Origin of the sequence: Streptomyces sp. NPDC053560 (genome assembly GCF_044544605.1) — a bacterium.
Classification (GTDB): Bacteria; Actinomycetota; Actinomycetes; order Streptomycetales; family Streptomycetaceae; genus Streptomyces.
This window is the reverse complement of record NZ_JBITXI010000007.1, coordinates 366787-388029: the sequence shown is the minus strand read 5'-3', so window position 1 is coordinate 388029 and position 21243 is coordinate 366787. Positions and strand designations below refer to the sequence as shown.

The window sequence follows — 21243 nt, the reverse complement described above, 5'->3', positions numbered from 1 at the left end:
CGGGTCGACACTGTGTGAGCTGGCAAGGGTGACCCTCAAGCCTAACGCGCTCCGGAGGCGGACCTCGACGCACGCCCCACGATCATGGCGGCGCGGGCCCCGGGGCGCCGGGCGGGGCGGGAGCCCGGCGCCCCGCGGGCACGGCCTCACTTCCGGTGCAGTGACCTGCGGTGTTTCGGTTTCGCTGCCTTGGCCCACAGGGCGGGGAGCTCCCGTTCACGGTCCGCCGCGCGCGACTCCTCGCGGCCGTACAGGAGACCGAAGGTGAAGCTGCTCTCCCCCGCGCCATGGGCCTGGATCCCCAGGTCGCGCAGGGCTCCGCGAGCCACCACGCTGTCCTGGTGGTCACCGAGCAGGTCCTGCACGGCGGTCATCCTCTTGGCGAACTCCTTCGCTGGCTTCCCCAGCTCCGGCCTGGCCGCCTCCGCCGCGTACCGCGTGCGCTTGGCGGCCTTGCGCGCGGCGTGCAGCGCGGCGTCCCGCTCGGCGCCCCGCGGAGTGGCCAGCGCCGCGTCGATGCGGCCCGCGAGCCGCCGGAAGTCCCGCTCGATCACCTTCGGCAGCACCTCGGCGGCGGGACGGTCGGCCCAGGCAGCCGTGGGCGGGTCGGCGAGCAGGTCGTCCAGGGTGGCCAGCAGCGCCAGGTAGCGCGGGCCGTCCAGCACGGCGATCAGATGCTTGCGGGAGCCCTGGCGGCGTGCGTGGGACCAGATCTTCAGCCGGGCCCGTACGGGGCCGAGCTGCAGCGTCCTGGGCAGGCCGGTGAGCCCTTCGTGGAGGCGTGCGGTCAGCACCTCGCGGTCGCGGTCGATGCCCAGCTCTCCCGCGAGCCACTTCAGCTCGGCGCCGACCGGATCGGTCCCGGCCCGGTCCAGCACCTTGGCGTACGAGCGGAAAGTGCTGCGCAGGCGCCGGGTCGCCACGCGCATGCGGTGCACGGAGTCGGGCTGGTCGCGCCGGACGGCGGGGTCCAGCTCGACGATCGCGCGGACCTGCTCGGTGACGTAGGCCAGGACGGCCTCGCGGGCGGTGGGCGGGGCGGGCGGCGCGGCCTTCCCGCCCTTGGCGCCGGACGTGGACCTCTTCTTGTTCGCGGGCTTGCCCCGGGGCTTGTCCCCTCGGGGCTCCGCCTCGCTCTCGGGGGCCGTCTCGGTCCAGGCGCGGGCCGCTTTGGAGGCCGAGGCGGAGGGGCGGAGGCCGGCGCGCCGCAGGCCGGCGTCCACGGCGTCCAGGACCGCCGGGTCGCCGCCGGGCGCCAGTTCGACCTCGATCTCCGTCCACGAGGCCGCCCGGCCGGGACCCGACGGCCTGGTCGCGCGGACCTCGTCGACGGCGAGCTCGGCGATCTTCGTGCCGGCCTCGTCCATGAGGTGGCGCAGCTCGCGCCGGGTCTCGATCCGCACGACGGGCAGCAGCTCGGCGTCGCGCACCCGGGAGCGCACCAGTCCGCGGAGTGCGCGCGGTACCCCCTCGGCGAGCGGGGCACGGACCTCGTCGCGTACGTGGTCGGCGACGGGCAGCTTCAGGTGCCAGCCCGCGTCGTCGCCGCCGGTGCGGCGGCGCAGTGTGATGCCGTCGCGGGCCAGCCGTCGCTCGGCGGTGTCGTAGTAGGTGGCGTCGAGGTGGACCGCGTCCCGTTCGGCAACGGATGCGACCCGGCCCACGCCGGTCAGTTCCGGGAGGCCGGCGGCGAGTACGCCCCCGCTGTCGGCCTCGTACTTGCGCTCGGTCTCCCGCACGGTGTCCGCCATGGGTAGAACGTAGGGTCCGGTTGTCCCCATGTGTACCCCTCCGCGCAGCCTTGCGGGCCCGGACCGGGGCCCGGGCCCGCAAGGCGGTGCCGTGGTGGCGGCGTGCCGTGGCTACTCCACGACGATGAGCAGGTCGCCGCCCTCGACCTGGGCGATCGGGGAGATGGCGATGCGGCTGACCGTGCCGCCGGTGGGCGCGGTGATCGCGGCCTCCATCTTCATCGCCTCGATGCTGCCGACGGTGGCGCCCGCCTCGACCTGCTGGCCCTCCTCGACGGCGAGGGTGACGACCCCGGCGAACGGGGCGGGCAGGTGGCCGGGGTTGTTGCGGTCGGCCTTCTCGGCGGCGGGCACCTCGCTGGCCACGGCGCGGTCGCGGACCTGGATGGGCCGCAGTTGGCCGTTGAGGATGCACATCACGGTGCGCATGCCGCGCTCGTCGGCCTCGGAGATGGCCTCCAGGCCGATGAGCAGCTGGACGCCGGGGGCGAGCCGTACGACGTTCTCCTCGCCGTGGTGCAGCCCGTAGAAGAACAGGTCGCTGGAGAGCGGGGAGGTGTCGCCGTAGCGGTCGCGGTGGGCGGTGAAGTCCTTCGTCGGGCCGGGGAAGAGCAGCTCGTTGAGGACTTCCTGGCGTTCGGCGGAGGTGCCGGAGAGCCGCTTGCTCTCGGTGGCGGACAGCTCGGTGATGCCGGGGGCCTCGGCGCGGCCTTCGAGGGCGCGGCTGCGGAGCGGCTCGGGCCAGCCGCCGGCCGGTTCGCCCAGCTCGCCGCGGAGGAAGCCGATGACGGAGCCGGGGATGTCGAAGCGGGCGGGGTCGGTGGCGAACTCGTCCGTCGAGACCCCCGCGCCCACCAGTGACAGTGCGAGGTCGCCGACGACCTTGGAGCTGGGGGTGACCTTGACCAGGCGGCCGAGGAGCCGGTCGGCGCCCGCGTACGCCTTCTCGATCTCCTCGAAGCGGTCGCCGAGGCCGAGCGCGATGGCCTGCTGGCGGAGGTTGGAGAGCTGCCCGCCGGGGATCTCGTGCTCGTACACGCGTCCGGTGGGCGCGGGCAGGCCCGCCTCGAAGGGCGCGTAGACCTTGCGTACCGCCTCCCAGTACGGCTCCAGGGCGCAGACCGCGCCGAGGTCGATGCCGGTGTCCCGGTCGGTGTGCGCGGCGGCGGCCACGATCGCGGAGAGGGCCGGCTGGCTGGTCGTTCCGGCCAGTGCGGCGGAGGCGCCGTCGACCGCGTCCGCGCCCGCCTCCCAGCCCGCGAGGTAGGTGGCGAGCTGGCCGCCCGGGGTGTCGTGGGTGTGGATGTGGACGGGCAGGCCGAAGTTCTCGCGGAGGGCGGTGACCAGCTTCTTCGCGGCGGGCGCGCGGAGCAGGCCGGCCATGTCCTTGATGGCGAGGACGTGCGCGCCGGCGTCGACGATCTGCTCGGCGAGGCGGAGGTAGTAGTCGAGCGTGTAGAGCTTCTCACCGGGGTCGGCGAGGTCGCCGGTGTAGCTCAGGGCGACCTCGGCGACGGCCGTGCCGGTCTCGCGTACCGCGTCGACGGCCGGGCGCATCTGGTCGACGTTGTTGAGCGCGTCGAAGATGCGGAAGATGTCGATGCCGGTGTCCGCGGCCTCCTGCACGAAGGAGCGGGTGACCTGCTCGGGGTAGGGCGTGTAGCCGACGGTGTTGCGGCCGCGCAGCAGCATCTGCAGGCAGATGTTGGGGACGGCCTCGCGCAGCGCCGCCAGCCGCTCCCACGGGTCCTCGTACAGGAAGCGCAGCGCCACGTCGTACGTCGCGCCGCCCCACGCTTCGAGGGACAGCAGTTCGGGGGTGGTGCGGGCGACGTGTCCGGCGACCTCCAGCAGGTCCTTCGTACGGACCCGGGTGGCCAGCAGGGACTGGTGGGCGTCGCGGAAGGTGGTGTCGGTGACGCCGAGCGCGGGCCGGGCGCGCAGGTCGGCGGCGAAGCCCTCGGGGCCGAGCTGCAGGAGCCGCTGCCGGGAGCCGTCGGGGATCGGCCCCGAGGTGTCGATCGCGGGCAGCTTCTCGTGCGGTGCGATGTTCAGGGGGCGTTCGCCGTGCGGCTTGTTGACCGTGACGTCGGCGAGGTATTCGAGGATGCGGGTGCCGCGGTCGGCGGAGCCGCGCTGGGTGAGCAGTTCGGGGTGCTGCTCGATGAAGGAGGTGGTGACCTTGCCCTCGCGGAAGGCCGGGGTGTCCAGCACCGCCTGGAGGAACGGGATGTTGGTGGCGACGCCGCGGATGCGGAACTCAGTGACGGCGCGCCGTGCCCGGCCCACCGCGGTCGCGAAGTCCCGGCCCCGGCAGGACAGCTTGACCAGCATCGAGTCGAAGTGGGCGCCGACCTCGGCTCCCAGGTTGGTGCCGCCGTCCAAGCGTACGCCGGCGCCGCCCGGGGAGCGGTAGGCGGTGATCCGGCCGGTGTCGGGGCGGAAGCCGTTGGCGGGGTCCTCGGTGGTGATGCGGCACTGCAGCGCCGAGCCGCGCAGCACGATCTTGTCCTGGCTCAGCCCGAGGTCGGCCAGCGATTCACCGGCGGCGATGCGCATCTGCGACTGCACGAGGTCGACGTCCGTCACTTCTTCGGTGACGGTGTGCTCGACCTGGATGCGGGGGTTCATCTCGATGAAGACGTGGTTGCCGCGCGCGTCGACGAGGAATTCGACCGTACCGGCGCAGGTGTAGCCGATCTGCTTCGCGAAGGCGACCGCGTCGGCGCAGATGCGTTCGCGCAGCTCGGGGTCGAGGTTCGGGGCCGGGGCCAGCTCGATGACCTTCTGGTGGCGGCGCTGCACGCTGCAGTCCCGCTCGTACAGATGGATCACGTTGCCGTGGGTGTCGGCGAGGATCTGCACCTCGATGTGGCGCGGGTCGACGACGGCCTGCTCCAGGAAGACGGTCGGGTCGCCGAAGGCCGACTCGGCCTCGCGCGCCGCCGCCTCGACGGCCTCGCGCAGCTGGCCGCGCTCGGCGACCCGGCGCATGCCGCGCCCGCCGCCGCCGGCCACGGCCTTCACGAAGACCGGGAACTCCATGGTCTCGGCGGCCGCCATCAGCTCCTCGACGTCCGAGGACGGTGCGGAGGAGGCGAGGACGGGCAGTCCGGCGGCCTTGGCGGCGGCGATGGCGCGCGCCTTGTTGCCGGTCAGCTCCAGTACCTCGGTGGAGGGGCCGACGAAGGTGATGCCCTGCTCCGCGCAGGCGGCGGCCAGGTCGGGGTTCTCGGAGAGGAACCCGTAGCCGGGGTAGACGGCGTCGGCACCGGCCTGCCGCGCGGCGCGGACGATCTCGTCGACCGAGAGGTAGGCGCGCACCGGATGACCGGCCTCGCCGATCTGGTAGGCCTCGTCCGCCTTGAGACGGTGGCCGGAGTTGCGATCCTCGTAGGGAAAGACCGCGACGGTCTGCGCGCCCAGCTCATAGGCGGCGCGGAAGGCGCGGATAGCGATTTCGCCACGGTTGGCGACCAGGACCTTCGAGAACATGGGAGCTGACTTCTCCTGACGGGGCGGCATGCGGGCGCCTGCGTGCGGATACGGAACTCTGTCTCGGGATGCGGACTGTCGTCTCGCTGAAGCTGTTCCGCGACAGCATGCCGCCCGGACGGCGTCACCGCCACGTAAGACCTGTCACAGTCCGTGTCGGCGGGAACTGGGTAGACGCTCCGGAACGTCTGTGGTCCGGCCCCCGTGAGGGGAACCGGACCACGGGCCGTGCTGACGGAAAGTCAGGCGGAGACGGGCCGCTGCACCTTGATCGACTGCAGTAGCCCTATGGCGATCCACACCGCGAACATCGACGTACCGCCGTAGGACACGAAAGGCAGCGGCAGACCGGTGACCGGCATGATCCCCAGCGTCATCCCGATGTTCTCGAAGGCCTGGAAGGCGAACCAGGCGATGACGCCGGCGGCGACGATCGTGGAGTACAGCTCGGAGGACTCCCGCGCGATCCGGCAGGCGCGCCAGAGCACCACACCCAGCAGGAAGATGATCAGCCCGGCGCCGAGGAAGCCCAGCTCCTCACCGGCGACCGTGAAGATGAAGTCCGTCTGCTGCTCGGGCACGAACTGGCCGGTGGTCTGGGAGCCCTGGAACAGCCCCGCGCCGAAGAGGCCGCCGGAGCCGATGGCGATACGTGCCTGGTTGGTGTTGTAGCCGACGCCGGCCGGGTCCAGGCTCGGGTTGGCGAAGGCCGCGAACCGGGCGATCTGGTAGTCGTCCAGCAGGTGCAGCTGCCAGACGGCCAGACAGCCCACGACGCCCAGCGTGACCAGCCCGATGACCCAGCGGTTGGACGAGCCGGAGGCGAGCAGCACGGCGAGCACGATCGTGCCGAGCACCATGACCGAGCCGAGGTCGGGCATCAGCATGATGACCACGATCGGCAGCAGGGCGATGCCGAGCGCCTGCAGCACGGTGCGGTGCCCCGGATGTTCCCGGTCGCCCGCGTCGACCTTGGCCGCGAGGACCATCGCCATGCCCAGCGTGATGGTGATCTTCGCGAACTCGGCGGGCTGCAGGGAGAGCCCGCCGGGTACGGCCAGCCAGGACCGCGAACCGTTGATGGTCGCGCCGAGCGGGGTCAGCACCAGCGCCGACAGCAGCAGCGAGAGGCCGTACAGGATCGGCACGGCGCCCCGCAGGGTGCGGTGGCCGAGCCACACCGTGCCCGCCGCGAGCGCCACGCCGATACCGGTGTTGAGCAGGTGCTTCAGGACGTACGAGTACTGGTCGCCGTGGTTCAGCTCGATGCGGTTGCGGGTGGCCGAGAAGACCAGCACCGCGCCGATGAGCGAGAGGGCCAGGCAGGAGAAGAGCAGTATCCAGTCCAGCCGCCAGATCACGGAGTCCCGGGCGGTGAGCTTGCTCCAGACACCGCGGTCAGGGGCGTAGCGCCGGATGGCGTAGCTGCTGCTGGTCACTGGACCGCCTCTTCCGGCTTCTTCTCGTTGACGATCGGCTTGGTCAGCTTCCCGGACTCGATGTTGCCGTCCCGGTCGATCCGCGGCAGGTCCGCCTGCGGCCCGGACAGCAGCGCCTTGTCCTTGTGGATGTCGCCCTTGGCGTCCACGCCGTACAGCGCGTCGTAGATCTTGCGCACGGCCGGACCCGAGGCGCCGGAGCCGGTACCACCCTGGGAGATCGTCATGACGATCGTGAAGTCCTTGGTGTACGTGGCGAACCACGACGTCGTCTGCTTGCCGTAGACCTCGGCGGTACCGGTCTTGGCGTGCATCGGGATCTGCTTCTGCGGCCAGTTCTGGAACCGCCAGGCGGCGGTACCGCGGGTGGCCACACCGGCCAGCGCCTTGTCGATCTGCTTCAGCGTCTTCGGCGTGTCCGGCAGCTTCCCGTGCGCCTTCGGCTCGATGTCCCGGACCTTCTTGCCGTCGGCGCTGATGATCGCCTTGCCGATCGTCGGATCGTACAGCGTGCCGCCGTTGGCGATGGCCGCGTAGATCGTCGCCATCTGGATCGGCGTCACCAGGGTGTCGCCCTGGCCGATGGAGTAGTTGACCGAGTCACCGGCGCGCATCTTCATGCCTTCGAGACAGCTCTCATAGGCGATGCGCTCGGTGTAGCTGCCGCCCTTCTTGCCGTTCTTGCACCACTGGTCCTTGTTGGCCTTCCAGAAGTCCTTCTTCCACTGGCGGTCCGGCACCCGGCCCTTGACCTCGTTGGGCAGGTCGATGCCGGTCTCCTTGCCGAGACCGAACTGGTGCGCGGTCTTGTAGAACCAGTCGGCGGTGGCCTTCTTGGGCTTGTTGCCGCCGTCCTTGACCCACTGCTTGTACGCCAGGTCGTAGAAGACCGTGTCGCAGGAGACCTCCAGCGCCCGGCCCAGGGTGATCGAGCCGTGGCTCTCCGACTCGAAGTTCTTGAAGACCTGCCCGCCCACGTTGTACGAGCTGGCGCAGTTGTACCGGCCGTTGAACGGGTAGCCGGCGTTGACCGCTGCCGAGGACGAGATGACCTTGAAGATCGAGCCGGGCGCCGCCTGGCCCTGGATCGCGCGGTTCAGCAGCGGATAGTTGGACTTCTTCCCGGTCAGCTTCGCGTAGTCCTTCGCGGAGATGCCGCCGACCCAGGAGTTCGGGTCGTAGTCCGGCTGCGAGGCCATCGAGACGACCCGGCCGGTCTTGTTCTCCATGACGACCACGGCACCGGCGTCCGCCTTGTAGTTCGTACCGGTGTTCCGGTCGTGCTGCTTGCGGGCCTCCACCATCGCCTGGTGGAGCTCCTTCTCCGCGACGGCCTGCACCCGGGCGTCTATCGAGGTGACGACGTTGTCCCCGGGCCGCGCCGGATCGCTCTTGGCCTTGCCCATGACACGGCCGAGGTTGTCGACCTGGTAGCGGGTGACACCGGCCTTGCCGCGCAGCGCACTGTCGTACGTACGCTCCAGGCCCGAGCGGCCGACCATGTCCGAGCGCAGGAACGGCGAGTTCGTGTGCTCGGCCTTCTGGATCTCCTCGTCGGTGACCGGCGAGAGGTAACCCAGCACCTGGGAGGTCTTCCCCTTGGCCGGAGCCGGGTAGCGGCGCACCGCGGTCGGCTCGGCCGAGATGCCGGGGAAGTCCTCGCTGCTCTCGCGGATCTTCAGGGCCTGCTGCGTGGTGGCCTCGTCCGTGATCGGGATGGGCTGGAACGGCGAGCCGTTCCAGCACGGCTGCGGCGTCTTGGCGTCGCACAGCCGGACCTTGTTCTTCACGTCCGTGTACGACATGCCCAGCACGTGCGCCAGACGCGTCAGCACGGCCTTGCCCTCGTCGTCCATCTTCATCAGCGCGGTACGGCTGGCGGAGACGACCAGGCGGGTCTCGTTGTCGGCGAGCGGCACGCCGCGGGCGTCGAGGATCGAGCCGCGCACGGCGGGGTCGACGACCTGCTGGACGTGGTTGCCGCTGGCCTCGGCGGCGTACTCGTCGCCGTTGCGGATCTGGAGGTACCAGAGCCGCCCGCCGAGCGTGAGCAGCAGCGAGAACACCAGGATCTGAATGGCGACCAGGCGGACGGTGACGCGGGAGGTCCTGCCCGTCTCAGGAATGTTGCTCACGGCGCGCCCCCTCCGTCCGTGCCCGGCACAGTGTGTGGCTCACAGGCGCTTGACCCCCTTGATGCGTGCCGGCTTCCGGCCGCCGAGCAGACCGCCGCGCTGGCTGCCGATGCGCGGCGTCCGGCCGCCCCGCCCGGACCGGCTCATGCGCAGCCCGCTGCCGGTGGACAGCCAGCCGTACGCGGCCTCGCCCGCCATCGGCCCGGACTGGGTGCCGCCCGAACTCTCGCCCGCCAGCGGTTTCTCCGAGCGGCGGGCCAGCGCCATCACCAGCGGGACGCAGAAGGGCGCGAGCACCAGGTCGTAGACGGTGGCGGTGAGCAGCAGCATCGGGATGCCGACCGTGTCGCCCGCGTTGTCCCCGGCCAGCGAGCCGACACCGGCGTACAGCAGCGTGGAGCCGATGGCCGCGCACACCACCACGATGAGCGGCATCGAAGCCGAGCGGTGCTGGCTCTTGTCGGGCTTGGTCAGCCCGGCGACGTAACCGATGACGCACAGGACGAGGGCGTACCGGCCGATGGCGTGGTCCGAGGGCGGCGCCAGGTCGGCGAGGAGCCCGGCGCCGAAGCCGATGAACGCCCCGGCGACATGGCCGTAGACCATGGCCAGGCCGAGGACGACGAGCAGGAGCAGGTCCGGCACGGCTCCGGGCAGGTGGAGCCGGGCGAGCACACCCACCTGGACGACGAGGGCCACGGCCACGAGGACGGTGGAGAGGAGGATCCGGTTGATACGCATCGGGCTCAGCTCCTGGGGGCGCCGCTCGAGGAAGGCTTGGGCTTGGCGGTCACGGTGACCGTCGGGGTGGGCTTGGGCTTGGCGGGCTTGGGCGGCAGGACCGTGTCCCGGGGGTTGTCGCGCGGCGGCTGGACCACGACGCCGACCACGTCCAGGCGGGAGAAGCCGGCGAACGGCTTGACCTGGACCGTGCGGGTGAGGTCGCCGTTGGCGCTGCCGACGTGGGTGATGGTGCCGACCGGCACGCCGGGCACGAAGGGCTTGCCCTCGCTGGAGCCGAAGGTGACCATCCGGTCGCCCTTCTTCACGTTCGCCTTGCCGTTGAGGAGCTGGACGCGCAGCGGCCCGCCGCCCTGGCCGTTGGCGAACCCGATCTCGTTGGTCTTCTCCATGCGGGTACCGACGGTGAAGTCCGGGTCGATGGCCAGCAGGATGGTGGCGGTGTCCTTGCCGACGGTGGTGACCCGGCCGACCAGCCCGTCACCGTTCAGCACGGTCATGTCACGGGCGATGCCGTCCTTGGAGCCCGCGTCGATGGTGACGGTCCAGGAGAAGCCCTGCGTGGCTCCTATGGCGATGACCTGGGCACCCTTGATGGCGTACTGGCCGGCGCCGGCGGTCTTGAGCATCTTGTCCAGCTCGGCGGCGCGCACCCGGTTGCGGTCGGAGGAGCCCAGTTTGGACTTCAGGGCGGCGTTCTGGCGTTCCAGTTCGGCGATGCGGCTGTGCCTGCCGTCCGAGTCGCGTACCGCGTCGACGGCGTTGCCGACCGGGTCCACGACCGAGGCGACACCGGTCTCGACCGGCCCGAAGGCGGAGGCCGCGACCTGCCGGGCACCCTGCAGCGGGGACTGCTCGCCGCCGCGGATGTCCACCGTGATCAGTGCGAACGCGATCGCGACCAGCAGCACCAGCAGGAGCCGGCTCTCTCGTGTGTCCCTCACGTGCGGCGGCCGTGTCCTTCCTCGTAGGACCGGCCGGCTGCGGGCCCGCGCCGGTCTCGCTGGGGATCTGGGTTGTGCCTGTATTGCGGTTGTGCGCGGGACCGCCGCGAGAGGGCGGTACCGAAGGTGCCTGTACTACCGGTACTGCGAAAAGCGGGAGGCGGGAGCGGGGGAGGTGGGGGGTGTTACGCGAGTGTGTGCTGTCTGTATATCAGCGATCCGCCGTACGGGACTTGCGGGTGGCCGTACGGCAGATCGCCGATCGTGGTCATCTGCGCGGCTGCGAGTCGAGCACCTGCTGCAGTGCCTCGAACTCCTCCACGCACTTGCCGGAACCGAGCGCCACGGAGTCCAGCGGGTCCTCGGCGATGTGGATCGGCATACCGGTCTCGCGGCGGAGCCGCTCGTCCAGGCCGCGGAGCAGGGCGCCGCCGCCGGTGAGCACGATCCCGCGGTCCATGACATCGCCGGACAGCTCCGGCGGGCACTTGTCCAGGGTCGTCTTCACCGCATCGACGATGGAGTTGACCGGCTCCTCGATGGCCTTGCGGACCTCGGCCGCGGAGATCACCACGGTCTTGGGCAGGCCCGAGACCAGGTCACGGCCGCGGATCTCGGTGTGCTCGTCCTGGTCGAGGTCGTACGCCGAACCAATCGTGATCTTGATGGACTCGGCCGTCCGCTCACCGAGGAGGAGGCTGTACTCCTTCTTGATGTGCTGGATGATCGCGTTGTCCAGCTCGTCGCCGGCCACCCGGATCGACTGCGCCGTGACGATTCCGCCGAGCGAGATCACGGCGACCTCGGTCGTACCGCCGCCGATGTCCACCACCATGTTGCCGGTGGCCTCATGGACCGGCAGCCCGGAACCGATGGCCGCGGCCATGGGCTCCTCGATGATGTGCACCTGTCGGGCGCCGGCCTGGGTGGACGCCTCGATGACGGCACGGCGCTCGACACCTGTGATGCCGGACGGCACACAGACGACGACCCGCGGCCGGGCGAGGTACCGGCGCTTGTGGATCTTGAGAATGAAGTAGCGGAGCATCCGCTCGGTGATCTCGAAGTCGGCGATCACGCCGTCCTTGAGCGGGCGGACGGCCACGATGTTGCCAGGGGTGCGGCCGATCATCTTCTTGGCCTCGGCGCCCACGGCGAGGATCCCGCCGGTGTTGGTGTTGATGGCCACGACCGACGGTTCGTTGAGAACGATCCCTCGACCCCTGACGTACACCAGCGTGTTGGCGGTGCCGAGGTCGACAGCCATGTCACGGCCGATGAACGACATGTTGTTCCCCATGAGGATACGTCTGGCCTTCCCAACTGGAGCGAATGCTTACTGGAGGTCGGCAGGAGGTGATGCGCTGACGCGCGGAAGCCTTCATGGTAGTCCGGGAAGGCCCGTCCGCTCGAACGCGGTGCGGGGTTCCTCCGCCATTGTCAGCGGAACACGTACCCGCCCCCCTTAATGGTGACGTCGTGTCGGGGTGATGCGTTCCCCCGTTGGCTGTACATATGCCGAAGGGCGACCGAATTTCTTCGGTCGCCCCAGGTGGCAGCGGGTTTCCCCCTGACGCACCGTCAGGACAGGCCGGGGAAGAAAATCTTGATCTCACGCTCCGCGGACTCCTCGGAATCGGACGCGTGAATGAGATTTTCCCGGGTGATTGTCCCGAAGTCGCCCCGAATGGACCCGCTCGGCGCCTTGATCGGGTCGGTAGGACCAGCCAACTGGCGTACGCCCTCAATCACCCGCTCGCCTTCCACGACCAGAGAAACGACCGGACCGGAGGACATGAAGGCCACCAGCGGCTCGTAGAAATCCCGGCCGACGTGCTCGGCGTAGTGCTGCTCCAGCACCGCGCGGTCGAGGGTGCGCAGCTCCAGCGCGCCGATCGTCCAGCCCGCCTTCCGCTCGATGCGGCCCAGGATCTCGCCGACCAGGCCACGCCGGACGGCGTCCGGCTTGAGAAGGACGAGGGTGCGCTGGCTCATCGGTGGGGCTCCTTGCAGTACAGAGAGTTACGGGTGTGCCGAGGAGGCTACATGGGCCACCGGGCGGGGCCGGGGGGCGGGCCCTGGGGGCGGATACGGACGGTGCGGGGCGGGCCCGGGGCCGGGGCCCTGCGGGGAGGCAGCGTACGGTCCCGGGCTCTGAGCGCTCGTACGGTCTCGGGCTCTGAGCGATGGGCTCAAGTCCTGAGCAGTGGGCTCAGGCGGGGTCCGGCTCAGCGCCGGACGCCCGGGCCGCGGTGTCCGCCCGGCCCGCGGTGTCCGCCCGGCCCGTGGTGGCCGCCTGATCCGTGGTGGCTGCCTGATCCGTGGTGGCTGCCTGGGCAGCCCAGTGGGCCTTCGCCTCGTCGATCTTGCGGCCGAAGTGGACCGAAGCCCACCACAGGGCGGCGAAGACCGCGCCGAGGAAGTACATCGTCGGCACGACCACACCGCTGGCGATCAGCGCGATCTGCAGCACCCAGCCCAGCGCCACCCCACCCGGGCGGGAGATCATGCCGCACAGCAGCAGCGACACCAGCATCGCGATGCCACTGACCGTCCAGACCGTGGCCGCGGACAGATCCGAGGTCTGCATCGCGACCAGCGCCGCGAAGCCGATCACGAAGAACTCACCGATCAGGGTGCTCGCACACAGGGTGCGCATGTCAGTTCCTCCCCAGGAGCAGCCGGGCCTCGCCGACCGTGATCACGGAGCCGGTGACCAGCACGCCGGCGCCGCTGTACTCGCCCTCTTCCTCGGCCAGCGTGATGGCCGCCTCCAGGGCGTCGTCGAGCCGCGGCTCGACCTGGACCCGCTCGGCGCCGAAGACCTCGACCGCGATGCCTGCCAGTTCGTCCGGGTCCATCGAACGGGGCGTGCTGTTCCGCGTCACCACGATCTCCGCGAAGACCGGCTCGAACGCCTCCAGCAGCCCGCGTACGTCCTTGTCCGCACTCGCGCCGACCACGCCCACAAGACGACTGAAACCGAACGCCTCGGTCACCGCTTCGGCGGTCACGCGGGCGCCCGCGGGGTTGTGCGCCGCGTCCAGCACCACCGTGGGGCTCCGGCGCACGACCTCCATGCGGCCCGGCGAGGACACCGAGGCGAACGCGGTACGGATGGTGTCGATGTCCAGCGTGCGGGAGTGCTGCGTACCGACCCCGAAGAACGCCTCCACCGCGGCGAGCGCGACGGCCGCGTTGTGCGCCTGGTGGGCGCCGTACAGCGGCAGGAAGATGTCGGTGTACTCGCCGCCCAGACCGCGCAGCGTCAGCATCTGCCCGCCGACCGCGACCTCGCGGTGCAGCACGCCGAACTCCATGCCCTCGCGGGCCACCGTGGCGTCCACCTCGACGGCGTGCTTGAGCATCACCGACGCCGCCTCCACCGGCTGCTGCGCGAGCACGACCGTGGCGTCCTTCTTGATGATCCCGGACTTCTCGCCCGCGATGGCCTCCGGCGTATCGCCGAGCCGGTCGGTGTGGTCCAGCGAGATCGGCGTCACGACGGCCACATCACCATCGATCACATTCGTGGCATCCCACTTCCCCCCCATCCCGACCTCGACGACCGCGATGTCCACCGGCGCGTCCGCGAACGCGGCGTACGCCATGCCGGTCATCACCTCGAAGAAGGACAGCCGGTATTCCTCGCGCTGGTCCACCATCTCCACGTACGGCTTGATGTCCTCGTACGTCTCGATGAACTTCTCGGCGGAGATCGGGGCGCCGTCCAGGCTGATCCGCTCGGTGATCGACTGCACGTGCGGGCTGGTGTAGCGCCCGGTACGCAGGTCGAAGGCGGCCAGCAGCGCCTCGATCATGCGCGCCGTACTGGTCTTGCCGTTCGTCCCGGTGATGTGAATGGAACGGTACGAACGCTGCGGCTCCCCGAGGATGTCCATCAGGGCCGCGATGCGCTGCACCGACGGGTCGAGCTTGGTCTCGCCCCACCGGGACGCCAGCTCGGTCTCCACGGCGCGCAGCGCGCGGTCCACCTCGGGGTCCTCAGGGCGCGCGGGGATGTCGCTCGTCGGCGGTCCGGCCTGGGCCCGCAGCGTGCGGCTGCCGGCCTCGATCACCGCGAGGTCGGGGTCCCGGTCGGTCTCGGCTCCGACCATCTCCTCGAAGGCGTCGGAGACCTCGTCCGGGTCCGGGATCGGGTCGGGGTCGTCGTTCTGGGGGCGCTCGCTCACGCCCCCAGTCTAGGAGAGCGGCCGCATTTACCTCACAGGGCGTACAATCACAATACGTAATTGACTCGGGGCACGATCTGACCCTCAGTAATCGTTGCCGTAAAAAGAGGACCCCGCGCGGCCCACTCCCCAGCCACCCCGCACACCGACCACCGCCCCGCACTCGACTGCACCGCCGACTCGGGCACCGCATCGTCAACCCGGGCACCGCATCGCCGGCTGGGGCACTGCATCATCGGCACCGCCGGCTGGGGCACTGCATCATCGGCCCGGGCGTCACCCATCGCCCCCGACGTCCCCATCACCCCCACCACCACATCATCGGCCCGGGCGCCCCCATCACCCCCACCACCGCCCTCGCTACTGTGAACGCGTGACCGCTGCCGACACGGGCCAAGGGCCCGATGCCCTGGACCGCCGGATCATCGCCGCGCTGCAGATCGACGGCCGGGCCTCCTGGCGCCGCATCGCCGCCGCGCTGGGCGAGCCCGAGCGCACCGTCGCGCGCCGCGGCCTGCACCTGCTGGACAGCGGGCAGGTGACGGTCACCGGCCTGGTCGCACGCGGCGAGACCGCCATCGTCCGCCTCGGCTGCCCGCCGGGTACGGCCCGGGACGCGGCGCTGGCCATGGCGGGCCGGGCCGACACGATCTTCAGCTACGTACTGTCCGGGCCGCCGGACTGCGTGGCGGAGGTGCAGTGCCCGCCGGGCCGGCTCGCCGCGCTGATGCTGGACGAGGCCCCGCCCGTACCGGGCCTGCTCGCCCAGCACGTCTCCCCCGTACTGCGGTACTTCCGTACGGTCCACGACTGGCACCCCGGCATCCTGGACGAGGCCGAGGTGGCGGCGCTGTCCCGCTTCCCGGCCCGCCCCGAGGAGGCGGGGGCGCCCGCCGAGGAGCTGAGCCCCGAGGAGCGGCGCATCGTGGAGGCGCTGGCCGAGGACGGGCGGCGTACGCACGAGGAGCTGGCGGCGCTCGCGGGGGTTTCCGAGGCGACCGCGCGGCGCCGGGTGGAGGCGCTGACCCGCTCGGGCGCGGTGTCGATCCGGGCCGCCGTGGAGCCGGCCCTGCTGGGGCTGCCGGTCGAGGCGCTGCTGTGGATCCGGACCCGGCCCGACGCGGTGGAGGCCGTGGGCCGGCTGCTGACGGAGTCGCCGCTGGTGCGGTACGCGGCGGTGGTGATGGGCGAGCACCAGCTGCTGGTCGATGTCACCCAGCCGTCGATGTCGGCGCTGCACGCCTTCCTCACCGAGGGGCCGTGGGTACGCCACGTCGAGGCTGTCAGCTCGCACCTGGTGGTGGCGGCCATGAAGCGGAGCGCCACGCCTACGCCCTTGATGCGGTCGCTGTCCGCGTAGTCGCGGACGAGATGGATGAGGCGGATGAGATGGATGAAGTGGACGAGGTGGGCGCGTAACGCTTGGCTCGTGCGGCTTGGCTCCTTGATCTGGTAGCCGCGACAGCGACTGTAAACGTCAGCGAGTCGAGGTGAGCGTCTGAAAAGTTCATTGCGGCAGGAGTCTTGACCGTTTCCGGTAGGGGACTTCAGGATGAGCCACCATCCACGCCGCTGCTCCAGGACGGTCATGACGGACGAGATCACGTATGCCCCGGCCACCGAACTCGCTGCCCGGATCCGTAAGCGCGAATTGTCGGCCCGGGAGGTCGTGCAGGCCCATCTGGAACGGATCGAGCGCGTCGGCCCGCAGGTCAACGCCGTCGTCACGGTTGACACCGACGGTGCGCTGGCCGCCGCCCGTGACGCCGACGACCGGCTCGCCCGGGGCGATGAGCCGGGGCCCCTGCACGGGCTGCCCATCGCCTTCAAGGACACGCATCTGACGCGCGGCATGCGGACGACGCACGGGTCGCCGCTCTTCGCCGATCATGTGCCCGACGAGGACGAACTCCTCGTGGAGCGGATACAGGCGGCCGGTGCGATCCGGATCGGCAAGACCAACGTGCCGGAGTTCGCGGCCGGTTCGCACACCTTCAACCCGGTCTTCGGCGCCACCCGGAATCCGTACGACCCGACGCGCACGGCCGGGGGCAGCAGCGGCGGCGCCGCGGCCGCCCTCGCCGCCGGGCTGCACTCCCTCGCCGACGGCTCCGACATGGGCGGCTCGCTGCGCAACCCCGCTTCCTTCTGCAACGTGGTCGGGCTGCGGCCGACGCCGGGCCGGGTACCGGCGCTGCCCAGGGGCAACCCGTGGGACACCATGGCCGTGGCCGGGCCGTTGGGTCGTACCGTCGCCGACGTGGCGCTGCTGCTGTCGGTCATGGCGGGCCCCGATCCGCGCTGTCCGCTCACGCTGGAGACGCCGGGCGCCGCCTTCCGTGCGCCGCTGGAGCGGGACCTGAGCGGGCTGCGGGTCGCGTGGACCCCCGATCTGGGCGGCCGGGTGCCGGTCGATCCGGAGGTCACGGCGGTGCTGGAGCCGCAGGTCCAGGTCTTCGAGGAGCTGGGTTGCCGAGTCACCGAGGACTGCCCGGACCTGGACGGGGCCGAGGAGGTCTTCCGTACGCTGCGGGCGCAGGAGTTCGCGCTGGGGCTAGGCGAGCTGCTCGACGCGCATCCCGGCGCGCTCAAGCCCAGCCTGGTGTGGAACATCGAGGAGGGGCGGCGGCTCACCGGTGCCGATCTCGCGCGGGCCACCGTCGCGCACGCTCGTATTCACCTCGCCGCAGTGGACTTCTTCTCGCGGTACGACGTGCTGCTCGCGCCGGTCAGTCAGGTCGTGCCGTTCGACATCGACCTGGAGTACCCCGCCTCGATCGCCGGGCAGCCGCAGCGGACCTATCTGGACTGGATGCGGTCGGCGTACTTCGTCACGGTTCTCGGCGCGCCCGCGCTGTCCGTGCCGGCCGGGTTCACGCCCGGCGGTCTGCCGGTCGGCCTGCAGGTCGTCGCCGCGCCGCGGGCGGAGTTGACCGTTCTGCGGGCCGGAGCCGCGTACGAGGCCGCGACCGGCCACGGCCTGCGCCGCCCCGTACTCCCCCGCGGCTGAGCCGCTGCCGGTACCGAAACGGCCCCGCTCCCCGTACGTCGCCCCCCCCCCCGCGGCTGAACCTCCCAGGCCCCCCGGCCCCCCGGCCCCTAGCGCCCGCCTCCTCACCCCGCCTCCTCCTCCCCCCCCCCGCACCGCTGTTCTGCTCCCCTCCCCTCCTTCGACGGGACTTCGTCATGAGCCAGCGTCATCTGGCGTGCCTTGCCGTGCCCACGGCAGGGTTCTTCGCCACGCCCTTCCTGCCCTTCGTCAATACGACCCGGTTGTGGCTGGGTCTGCCCGCCGTTCTGGTGTGGAGCGTGGTGTGGACGGTGGGTACGACCGTCGCGCTCGCGTGGTACGAGGCGCGTGCTCCGCACCCCGAGGACGCCCTGGATGCCCTGGATGCCCGGGACGCCCAAGAGGAGGCCGCGGTATGAGCACCACCTTGGTGGTCACCCTCGCCGGCATCCTCGCGATTGCCGCCGTCGGTCTGTCCGGGCGTCGCAATACGGGCCATGATCTCGGCGAATGGGCCGTGGGCGGGCGGCGTTTCGGGACCGTGACGATGTGGTTCCTGCAGGCCGGCGAGTCGTTCACGACGTTCAGCTTCCTGGGGCTGGCGGGTCTCGCTTTCAGTGACGGGGTGGCGGCGACGTACGCGCTGGGCTATCTGTCGCTGTGTCTGATCGGGCAGTACCTGACGGGGCCCCGGCTGTGGCGGCTGGGCAAGGAGAACGGGTACCTCACGCAGGCGGACTTCTTCGCCGACCGGTTCCGCAGTCCGCTGCTGGGGAAGGTCGTCGCGGTGGTGGGCGCGGTCTTCCTGCTGCCGTACCTCCAGCTGCAGATCACCGGGCTGGGCCTGATCGTGCAGCTGGCCACGGGCAGCGAGACGGGGGCCACCGGCTCGATGATCCTGGCGACGGTGCTCACCGTCGGTTTCGTCCTGTGGTCCGGGATTCGCGGGATCGCCCGTACCGCGTACTTCAAGGACGTCCTGATGGTCGTCGCGCTGCTGATCCTGGTGATCGCCGTGCCGTTGGCGCTCGACGGCGGGCTCGGTGGCCTGTTCAGCGCCGTACGGGAGAGCCGTCCGGAGCTGCTCACGCTGCAAGGCGGTGGCACCGACGCGACGTGGTTCACCACCGCCATGCTGATCAGCTCGATCGGCGCGGGGCTGAACACCATGCCGCACCTGTGGTCCGCGATCCTCTCCGCGAGCAGTTCGCGTGCGCTGCGCCGGAACTACATCTGGCTGCCGCTGTACCAGGTCGCCATCGCCGTACCGGTGGTGATCGGCTTCGCCGGGGCGATGACGCTCGCGCCCGGTACGGACAGCAAGGCCGCGCTGCTCACCGTGGCCGGGGACGCGCTTCCTGGGTGGCTGGTCGGTGTGGTGGCGGTGGCCGCCGCGGCGACGGCCATGGTGCCGTCCGCCGCGCTGCTGCTGGGCATCTCGACGCTGATCTCGCGCAACCTGCTGCCGGCGCGCGGCGAGCGGGCCACGATGCGGATCAACCACGGCTGTGTGGTGCTCGCTTCGGGGCTTGCGCTGGTGCTCGGGCTGACCCGGCCGGCGCTGCTGGCCAACCTGCTGTTGCTCACGTACGGCGGGCTGGCGCAGCTGGCCCCGGCGACGGTGGCGGCGTTGGCGCGGCGGGTGCGGCTGCGGGCGGTGCCGGCGCTGCTCGGCATTCTCGCCGGGGTGGGGACGCTGGCCTGGCTGACGTTCGGGGGTGTGGACATCGGGACGGTGGATGCGGGGCTGTTGTCGCTGGTGCCGAACCTGGTGGTGACGGTGGGGGCGCAGCTGCTGAGCGGTGGCCGTGCGGCGACGCCGGCGGGCCGCGCGGATGCGGAACGGGCCCCGGCGAGCGGTCTCACGTCCTGAGCGGCCCGCCGGGGGAGGTGACGTACAGGCCTCCCCGACCGCGGGCCTCGTCCGGAGCCCCCGATCCGCCCCCGCCGGGCGCGTGGCACTCCACGGCCCGACGGCCCCTCACTTCTTGAGCGCCGCCTCCATCATCGCCTTGGCGACCGGGCCTGCCAGGCCGCCGCCGGAGATTTCGTTGCGGGCGGCGTCGCTGTCCTCGACGACGGAGGCGACGGCGACCTGGTGGCCCTGGGAGTCCTCGGCGTAGGAGACGAACCAGGCGTACGGTGTGCCGCTGTTGTCGACGCCGTGCTGGGCGGTGCCGGTCTTGCCGCCGACGGTGAGTCCGCCGATCTTGGCGCCGGAGCCGGTGCCCTTCTCGACGACGGTCTGCATGGCGGACTGCAGTTGTTCGGCGTTCTCCTGGGACATCGCGGTCCGGTACGTCTTCGGGCCGTACTCCTGGACGGTGTTGCCGCCGCCGTCGGTGATCTTGTCGACCTCGTGCGGGGTCTTCAGGTCGCCGTCGTTGGCGATGGCGGAGACGACCATGGCCATCTGCAGCGGGGTGGCCTGGTCGTCGAACTGGCCGATGCCGGAGAGGGCGGTCTGCGCGGAGTCCATGCCGGAGGGGTAGATGCTCTTGCCCGCGCGGACGGGTACGTCGATCTTGGCGTCGTTGAAGCCGAACTTCTCGGCCTGTTCCTTGACCTTCTTCTCGCCGAGGTCGGCGGCCAGTTTGCCGAAGACGTTGTTGCAGGAGTACTGGAGCGCGGTGCGGATCGTGGCGTCCTTGCAGGGCGCGGCGGGGTTCTCGTTGGTGAGGTCGGTGCGGGTGTTGGGGAGCCGGTAGGGGTTGGGGCTGTCGGTGCGTTCGTCGACGGAGGAGTAGAGGCCGTTCTCCAGTGCGGCCGCGGCGACGACGAGCTTGAAGGTGGAGCCGGGCGGATAGGTCTGACGGAGCGCGCGGTTGAGGTGCGGCTGGGACTTGTCGCCGGTGAGGGCGGCCCATGCCTTCTGATCGGTGCCGGACTGGCCGGCGAACCTGCCGGGGTCGTAGGAGGGGGTGGAGACCATGCCGAGGATGCGGCCGGTGGCCGGGTCGAGGGCGACGGCGGCACCGGTCTTGTTGCCGAGCGCCTTGTAACCGGCCTTCTGGATCTTGGTGTCGAGGGTGGTGGCCACGTCGCCGCCCTTGGCGCGTTCGCGGGAGGCGAGGTTCTCCGGGGACTGGAGCCGGGTGTCGGAGCCGTCCAGTACGTCGCCGTAGAGGGCTTCCAGCTGGGTGGAGCCGTAGATCTGGGACGAGTAGCCGGTGAGGGGCGCGTACAGCGGGCCGTCGGTGTAGGTCCGCTTGTAGGCGAGGGGGCCGTCGGTCCGTGCGGAGCCGGTGACCGGGCGGCCGTCGACGAGGATGTTGCCCAGCGGGCGGGAGTACTTCTGGATGGCGACCCGCGGATTGTGCTCGTCGTCCGCGAGGGAGTCCGCCTTGGCGCCCTGGATCCAGGTGACCCAGCCCATCAGGGCGAGGACCAGGGCGATGCAGAAGACGGAGACGCGTCGCAGGGGTTTGTTCATGGCCCCCAGCGTCACTCCGCTCGATGAGAGGCGGATGAGAAAACAGTACGCATATATCGACAATCGGCACACTGTGTGCCACCGGTCGGCGACGCGAGGCCC

General features: G+C 70.8%; 15 protein-coding genes. 4 read left to right on the top strand and 11 right to left on the bottom strand.

Going from position 1 to position 21243, the window contains the following annotated elements; all coding sequences use genetic code 11:
- Positions 1 to 146 precede the first annotated feature (146 nt).
- From ACIGQF_RS19465 to ACIGQF_RS19420, 10 genes are all read right to left on the bottom strand, one after another.
- Positions 147 to 1751 (bottom strand): CHAD domain-containing protein, encoded by a 1605-nt coding sequence (locus ACIGQF_RS19465; RefSeq protein ID WP_399711557.1) that lies wholly within the window; start codon positions 1749 to 1751, stop codon positions 147 to 149.
- A gap of 111 nt (positions 1752 to 1862) precedes the next feature.
- A complete protein-coding gene (locus ACIGQF_RS19460) occupies positions 1863 to 5246 on the bottom strand; it encodes a pyruvate carboxylase (RefSeq protein ID WP_399711555.1) in 3384 nt (1127 codons plus the stop codon).
- Between the two features lie 242 nt (positions 5247 to 5488).
- The gene (gene rodA / locus ACIGQF_RS19455) at positions 5489 to 6685 is read right to left on the bottom strand and encodes a rod shape-determining protein RodA (protein WP_399711553.1); all 1197 of its coding nucleotides are present in this window, start codon (positions 6683 to 6685) and stop codon (positions 5489 to 5491) included.
- On the bottom strand, positions 6682 to 8820 hold the full coding sequence (gene mrdA, locus ACIGQF_RS19450; protein ID WP_399711551.1) for a penicillin-binding protein 2: 2139 nt from the start codon (positions 8818 to 8820) through the stop codon (positions 6682 to 6684). The genes rodA and mrdA overlap by 4 nt, the downstream gene beginning before the upstream one ends.
- Positions 8821 to 8859: 39 nt before the next feature.
- Positions 8860 to 9561: a rod shape-determining protein MreD gene (mreD, locus tag ACIGQF_RS19445; RefSeq protein ID WP_399711549.1), complete on the bottom strand. Its 702-nt coding sequence runs from the start codon at positions 9559 to 9561 to the stop codon at positions 8860 to 8862.
- Between the two features lie 5 nt (positions 9562 to 9566).
- A complete protein-coding gene (mreC, locus tag ACIGQF_RS19440) occupies positions 9567 to 10505 on the bottom strand; it encodes a rod shape-determining protein MreC (protein WP_399711547.1) in 939 nt (312 codons plus the stop codon).
- A 268-nt stretch (positions 10506 to 10773) separates the two neighbouring features.
- Positions 10774 to 11793 carry a rod shape-determining protein gene (locus ACIGQF_RS19435; protein ID WP_030249658.1) on the bottom strand — a complete coding sequence of 340 codons (1020 nt, stop codon included), beginning with the start codon at positions 11791 to 11793 and terminating at the stop codon, positions 10774 to 10776.
- A gap of 293 nt (positions 11794 to 12086) precedes the next feature.
- The gene (gene ndk, locus ACIGQF_RS19430; RefSeq protein ID WP_052866890.1) at positions 12087 to 12500 is read right to left on the bottom strand and encodes a nucleoside-diphosphate kinase; all 414 of its coding nucleotides are present in this window, start codon (positions 12498 to 12500) and stop codon (positions 12087 to 12089) included.
- Positions 12501 to 12717: 217 nt separating this feature from the next.
- On the bottom strand, positions 12718 to 13164 hold the full coding sequence (locus tag ACIGQF_RS19425) for a DUF4233 domain-containing protein (RefSeq protein WP_399711544.1): 447 nt from the start codon (positions 13162 to 13164) through the stop codon (positions 12718 to 12720).
- 1 nt (position 13165) lies between these two features.
- Complete coding sequence (locus ACIGQF_RS19420) at positions 13166 to 14698, bottom strand: folylpolyglutamate synthase/dihydrofolate synthase family protein (protein WP_361557654.1); 1533 nt, start codon at positions 14696 to 14698, stop codon at positions 13166 to 13168.
- Positions 14699 to 15071: 373 nt separating this feature from the next.
- Here ACIGQF_RS19420 and ACIGQF_RS19415 point away from each other — a divergent pair, with 373 nt between their 5' ends.
- The 4 genes from ACIGQF_RS19415 (at position 15072) to ACIGQF_RS19400 (ending at position 19581) form a co-directional block, all read left to right on the top strand.
- The gene (locus ACIGQF_RS19415) at positions 15072 to 16058 is read left to right on the top strand and encodes an Lrp/AsnC family transcriptional regulator (protein WP_399711541.1); all 987 of its coding nucleotides are present in this window, start codon (positions 15072 to 15074) and stop codon (positions 16056 to 16058) included.
- Between the two features lie 228 nt (positions 16059 to 16286).
- On the top strand, positions 16287 to 17708 hold the full coding sequence (locus ACIGQF_RS19410; RefSeq protein ID WP_399711539.1) for an amidase: 1422 nt from the start codon (positions 16287 to 16289) through the stop codon (positions 17706 to 17708).
- 176 nt (positions 17709 to 17884) lie between these two features.
- Positions 17885 to 18127, top strand: a complete 243-nt coding sequence (locus tag ACIGQF_RS19405) for a hypothetical protein (protein ID WP_399711537.1) — start codon at positions 17885 to 17887, stop codon at positions 18125 to 18127.
- Entirely contained in the window at positions 18124 to 19581 is a 1458-nt protein-coding gene (locus ACIGQF_RS19400; protein ID WP_399711535.1) for a sodium:solute symporter, read from the top strand. The genes ACIGQF_RS19405 and ACIGQF_RS19400 overlap by 4 nt, the downstream gene beginning before the upstream one ends.
- 108 nt (positions 19582 to 19689) lie before the next feature.
- Here ACIGQF_RS19400 and ACIGQF_RS19395 read toward each other — a convergent pair whose 3' ends face one another.
- Positions 19690 to 21141: a peptidoglycan D,D-transpeptidase FtsI family protein gene (locus ACIGQF_RS19395; protein WP_399711533.1), complete on the bottom strand. Its 1452-nt coding sequence runs from the start codon at positions 21139 to 21141 to the stop codon at positions 19690 to 19692.
- Positions 21142 to 21243: the final 102 nt, after the last annotated feature.

Excerpts from the sequence above, each read along its gene's own strand:
- ACIGQF_RS19465 (WP_399711557.1), bottom strand. The coding sequence starts at position 1,751 with ATGGCGGACACCGTGCGGGAGACCGAGCGCAAGTACGAGGCCGACAGC.
- ACIGQF_RS19460 (WP_399711555.1), bottom strand. The coding sequence starts at position 5,246 with ATGTTCTCGAAGGTCCTGGTCGCCAACCGTGGCGAAATCGCTATCCGC.
- mreD (WP_399711549.1), bottom strand. The coding sequence starts at position 9,561 with ATGCGTATCAACCGGATCCTCCTCTCCACCGTCCTCGTGGCCGTGGCC.
- ACIGQF_RS19435 (WP_030249658.1), bottom strand. The coding sequence starts at position 11,793 with ATGTCGTTCATCGGCCGTGACATGGCTGTCGACCTCGGCACCGCCAAC.
- ndk (WP_052866890.1), bottom strand. The coding sequence starts at position 12,500 with ATGAGCCAGCGCACCCTCGTCCTTCTCAAGCCGGACGCCGTCCGGCGT.
- ACIGQF_RS19425 (WP_399711544.1), bottom strand. The coding sequence starts at position 13,164 with ATGCGCACCCTGTGTGCGAGCACCCTGATCGGTGAGTTCTTCGTGATC.
- ACIGQF_RS19410 (WP_399711539.1), top strand. The coding sequence starts at position 16,287 with ATGACGGACGAGATCACGTATGCCCCGGCCACCGAACTCGCTGCCCGG.
- ACIGQF_RS19405 (WP_399711537.1), top strand. The coding sequence starts at position 17,885 with ATGAGCCAGCGTCATCTGGCGTGCCTTGCCGTGCCCACGGCAGGGTTC.
- ACIGQF_RS19400 (WP_399711535.1), top strand. The coding sequence starts at position 18,124 with ATGAGCACCACCTTGGTGGTCACCCTCGCCGGCATCCTCGCGATTGCC.
- ACIGQF_RS19395 (WP_399711533.1), bottom strand. The coding sequence starts at position 21,141 with ATGAACAAACCCCTGCGACGCGTCTCCGTCTTCTGCATCGCCCTGGTC.